Origin of the sequence: Acinetobacter pittii ATCC 19004 = CIP 70.29 (genome assembly GCF_000369045.1) — a bacterium.
Lineage (GTDB): Bacteria > Pseudomonadota > Gammaproteobacteria > Pseudomonadales > Moraxellaceae > Acinetobacter > Acinetobacter pittii.
Genome location: NZ_KB849792.1, coordinates 1 through 4,548, shown reverse-complemented (window position 1 = coordinate 4,548; position 4,548 = coordinate 1). Strand labels below are relative to the sequence as shown.

Genomic DNA, 4,548 nt, shown 5'->3' with positions numbered 1-4,548 from the left:
AGCACTAAAACGTTTGGCCATTTCTTGGATCTCCAAAGTTAACGTTACGTTATCTTTAGAGGGAAGTACTGTCCATTATTTTGGCTAGGATCAATCCAACTTGTTGGTTATGAGAATACTCCTCTAAAAGAAATATTAAAAACTATAAAAGAATCTGAAAAAAGCAGTAAAGCTATGCTTGAGGAACAGGAACGTCAAGAACAAGAACAAGAAGTTTTACATAGACAAAGAACTCAAAATGGATATTACAATGAATATGATATGTAACGTAGAATCCGATTAGAAAGCTAGAGCGAATTAGTAATTCAATCCCATATGTCTTAATAGATCGGGTGTTTAATATAAACTTCTAATTTGCAATCTCAGAAACTAGAATTTTCCACCAATCCCCTATCCATTTAACATAATGGCCGTTATCCGAAATCGTCTTTTATAAGTTAAATAAAATCATATGCTTAACTATTTTACATCACCCGTAACCACCGCAAAAATCCGCTTTGGAAACAAAGCGGATTTTTTTTGAGCAAGTTTGATACTTCTTGCCAATAATTTTGACTAAAAATTACTCCAATTAGCTTGAGTGATACAAATTTGTGATACATTATTGTATATACAAATTTGAATGTTTTTTATGGAACTGTATTTCGAATGGGATGAGGCTAAAAACCAAAAGAATCAGAAAAAACATGATGTATCTTTTGAAACGGCAAGCCTCGTTTTTGAAGATCCTTTACGGATCTCAATCCAGGATCGACATACCAATGGTGAAGAACGTTGGCAAACGATCGGTATGGTTAAAGGTGTACTGATGTTATTGGTGGCTCATACAATCATTGACGATGATGACTGTGAGATCATACGAATCATTAGTGCAAGGCAAGTCACTAAAGCGGAACGCAATCAATATGAGCATGGTTAGATATACACGCAAAGAACTGAATGAAAAATTCAGTGACAAGCAAGATGCTGAAATTAAACGCTTGCTTGCAAAAGGAACTGTACCAGATGAACAATTAGATCTATCTGACATTCCTGAGATTACCGACTGGAGTCATGCTGTTCGCCATGGGCAATTTTATCGTCCAGTGAAGCAACAAACATCTGTTCGTCTAGATGCAGATGTACTTGCATGGTTAAAGGCTCAAGGCAAAGGCTATCAGACACGCATGAATAAAATTCTGCGTGAAGCAATGCTAGAAGATCTTAAGAATCATTGATGAAAATGGGAGCTATAGACTCCCATTTTTGCTTCGCATAAGAGATTTTATGTTAAATAATTAAATTTTTTCTATGTAAATCTGACAGTCTTACGAAGAGTAAGCTAGTAGAAATCTTTCGATATCTTCGATCATCCTGTGAACATCTTCTTTTGTAAACTGATCATAATCTCCATGGGCCGCATTATTTCGAATATCAGCCATAGCTGTAATTAGTTTTTGCTGTAGAGGGTTATAAACTCCCGCTTTTGCCAAGTCTTCATTCAATCGTGTTAATTTTTTCTTCTCTAATTCTATTCCATTATTCAAACATAGTTCTTTAATTGCGGTTTCTAGAACTACACCAGCAATTACAGCAGCTGAATTTTTATAACCACTACTTAACAGCGATCGTGCTTGTTCTAATTCACTATCAAAAACTTCAGCTTGAACAATTTGCTTGAAAGAAGTTAAAAAACCATTTTTAAAATCATCATACGATGCTTTTAAAATTGGAATTAACCTACTGATTATTCTAGTATTAGTATCAAAGCTCTGTGTTTCTTCAGCATCTAAAAAATCACGGTAATGAATAGAATGTTCACCACATGATAGTAATAATAGATTTTTAACTTTAACTTTCCATTCAAGATAAAGAGCATCCCCCTCATCACCCAAAGTATCATAGCTACCGCTATATTCTGAGTAAGCTTTTTTTGTCATAGCTTTGATGGAAGCAGAATCGGTTAGTAGTTGTTCATAACGCTGTAATATTTTTTGACTCATGTTTACTCAGTTTTTTAGGGTTTCCAAATTAAGTAATTGAACTCTATAAATCTATTTAGATGAAAATTGGAAAATTAATGAAAACAATAAACTACTGAAAGATATCCAAAGATTAGGATCTTTAAATTTTTCTTTAAGGCCTGAAGTCATTAATTTTTGAGATATTTCTTCTTGATTAGTTGATTCCAGAAGGTTTTGAATAACTGATGCCAATTCATAAGGCTGAATAGTATCTGGAAGTTTTGGGGCTAATTGAGTAAGAATGATTTCTAATGGTGATTGTTGCGGTGAGCCAATAGTAATTCCATTCCCTTTATTGTTTGAGAAATAGCCATTAGATATGGTAATACTTCTGAAATCCTCAGGATTATTTATTCTTAGCCCATCACCATCATTATAAGATGAGTTGATTCCATCAAGATTTAGATGATCGTTCTGTTTTTTATCAGTCATATATAAGCCTTTATCTTTTGAATGATTTATAACTTATATCATACTGATCAGACCAAATGAAAAAAGTGAGCTTAAACTCACTTTTCTATATCTATACATTGAATCCTATATGTTTCCCAGTTGGAAGTTCCACATCAATACGGAGCTTTCCTCCCATAGCTTCAACATACTTTTTCATGGTTGAAATCTTAAGATCATTGCCACGATTTTCTATTGCTGAAAGCGATGGCTGTTTTATTCCCAAAGTTTCAGCCAGTTCTTTTTGAGAGATTTCGAGTTCTTCACGAATAAGGTAAAGCTGATTTTCTAATAGCAATTCATCAGCCATTTTTTGAATACGGGCTTGGCTCTCAGGAGAGCGATTAGCCAATAATTCTTGTAGGGTCTTAGCCATCAGATTATTCTCCTAATGTTGAGAGATGAAGTTCATATTGCTTATCTGCAATTGCTAGCATCTCTGTATAAAAACGCTTTTTACCGCTCTTATCACCAATACACAGTACAATTGCTTGTCGTAATGGATCGAATGCAAAAAATGCTCTTAATGGTTTACCTCGATGCTGAACACGTAGTTCCTTCATATTGGTAAATTTAGAATCGTAGACGGTATCTACTAAGGGACGACCTAAACTTGGTCCTTGCAGTTGCAGAACAACCAACGCAGCTAAGACTTTCTCTTGTGTTATTTCATCTTGCTGTTCAAGCCATTCATTAAACAGATCCGTTGTAATGACTGTCCACATATTACAACCATAATATAGATTATAGTCTATATATTAAAGCTGATTGAATAACTTTGCAAATGGCAATAAAAAAGCCCGACATCCTGTCGGGCTTTTTCATATCGGGTGCTCGTCTTACTGATCTCGTGCTGCCCATTCCTTGCGCTATTTTCTTATTCTTGTTGTCTGGAGACATCCAGTTCCCTTATGTATTCATAATAGGGCTAGTACCTTGGATTACCAATCAGCAAAATCCTTAAATCTCTGTAAGCTTTAGCTTACAAAGTTGGCCTATTTTATCCCAAGAGTTGTCCGCAGAAATTGGGGATTATTTGTGAAGTGTGACCATTGAGAAATCAGGAAAAAATGAAAAACGAATGTTTTTTGATCGATTTTATTGGCTAAAAGTTACAGTTTTGCTTAAAAAGAAACCGACTTGTTTCCCAGTCGGTTTTTTGTGGTTTTTTAGGGGGATGAAAAATTTTTAACTATATGAAAAACAAGGAGATTTTAAAAAGCATTTCGTATAAGCTCTATTATGTTAAATGGAATGTTTATGAGAAATTAATAGTCTATTTTTGTTTGAGATTGAAGTATATTTAAAAAAGTTAAGTTGTTTTTTTAAATGCATAACTTCATCTTTTAGTTTTTTGATTTGTTGCTCTCTTTCGTCCTGTATAGGGTAAGTAAGTTCACCAAATTTTCTAACTAACTGACTGTATTCAATCAATTTATTGTAGTCAAGTTCGAAATCTCCGCTTTTTATATATTTAAGTATAGTCGAGCGAGGTTTTTTATACGCTATAGCAGCATCACTGATCGAAAATTTTTTTAAAAAATGATGATTTTTACCTAGCATACTATTTCACTTAAGGCATTATTAATTTCGTATATATATGTTAATAAAATTAACACATACAAGATATAAATCTTTAATCATTATTGGTTAATAATCGAACGTTTACTTTACACATGCCCTACTCTGATAATTTTTCTATTATTAAATCAATATGCTTTTAAAAATTTATATTATTAACATAATACACCTTATGCGAAAAACCTAGATTTTACATTTATGGGCAAAAATCTAGGTTTTCCTTATTGACCTGAATCAAAAACACAATCTATCCATCATTGCAGCCTAAAAAACACAAATTTTCCATGTTGTGGCTAAAAATCACTCACAATATGGATAAGTTTTTTCAAGATTCCATGTTCAAAAAACACAAATTTTCCACTTATAAAAATCAATCTAAGCTAAAGCCAGGATCTTTTTTCTGAGTAAGCACATGGCGTCTAGATATTTCTAAATCATATTCCTTGCCATAAAGTTCAGCATTGTTCTGATTTCTAATTTTTTTAATTGTGTTTTTTTGAGCTTCAACATCAAG

The 4,548-nt window shown here is 33.1% G+C and carries 7 protein-coding genes; 2 read left to right on the top strand and 5 right to left on the bottom strand.

The features are described 5' to 3' along the window. Positions 1-631 precede the first annotated feature (631 nt). Together F928_RS16365 and F928_RS16360 are read left to right on the top strand one after the other, a co-directional pair. On the top strand, positions 632-919 hold the full coding sequence (locus tag F928_RS16365) for a BrnT family toxin (RefSeq protein ID WP_002124950.1): 288 nt from the start codon (positions 632-634) through the stop codon (positions 917-919). After that, the gene (locus F928_RS16360) at positions 906-1,217 is read left to right on the top strand and encodes a BrnA antitoxin family protein (RefSeq protein ID WP_005065064.1); all 312 of its coding nucleotides are present in this window, start codon (positions 906-908) and stop codon (positions 1,215-1,217) included. The genes F928_RS16365 and F928_RS16360 overlap by 14 nt, the downstream gene beginning before the upstream one ends. 90 nt (positions 1,218-1,307) lie before the next feature. On the opposite strand, the gene F928_RS16355 is transcribed toward F928_RS16360, so the two are convergent. From F928_RS16355 to F928_RS16335, 5 genes are all read right to left on the bottom strand, one after another. Continuing rightward, positions 1,308-1,982 (bottom strand): HEPN domain-containing protein, encoded by a 675-nt coding sequence (locus F928_RS16355; protein ID WP_005065062.1) that lies wholly within the window; start codon positions 1,980-1,982, stop codon positions 1,308-1,310. Positions 1,983-2,033: 51 nt separating this feature from the next. Next, a complete protein-coding gene (locus F928_RS16350; RefSeq protein WP_005065059.1) occupies positions 2,034-2,435 on the bottom strand; it encodes a hypothetical protein in 402 nt (133 codons plus the stop codon). 91 nt (positions 2,436-2,526) lie between these two features. Then, positions 2,527-2,829: a helix-turn-helix domain-containing protein gene (locus F928_RS16345; protein ID WP_005065057.1), complete on the bottom strand. Its 303-nt coding sequence runs from the start codon at positions 2,827-2,829 to the stop codon at positions 2,527-2,529. 4 nt (positions 2,830-2,833) lie between these two features. Beyond that, positions 2,834-3,178, bottom strand: coding sequence for a type II toxin-antitoxin system RelE/ParE family toxin (locus F928_RS16340; protein WP_005065055.1), 345 nt, complete (start codon positions 3,176-3,178; stop codon positions 2,834-2,836). A gap of 520 nt (positions 3,179-3,698) precedes the next feature. Next, positions 3,699-4,016 (bottom strand): hypothetical protein, encoded by a 318-nt coding sequence (locus tag F928_RS16335; protein ID WP_000900860.1) that lies wholly within the window; start codon positions 4,014-4,016, stop codon positions 3,699-3,701. Positions 4,017-4,548 lie beyond the last annotated feature (532 nt).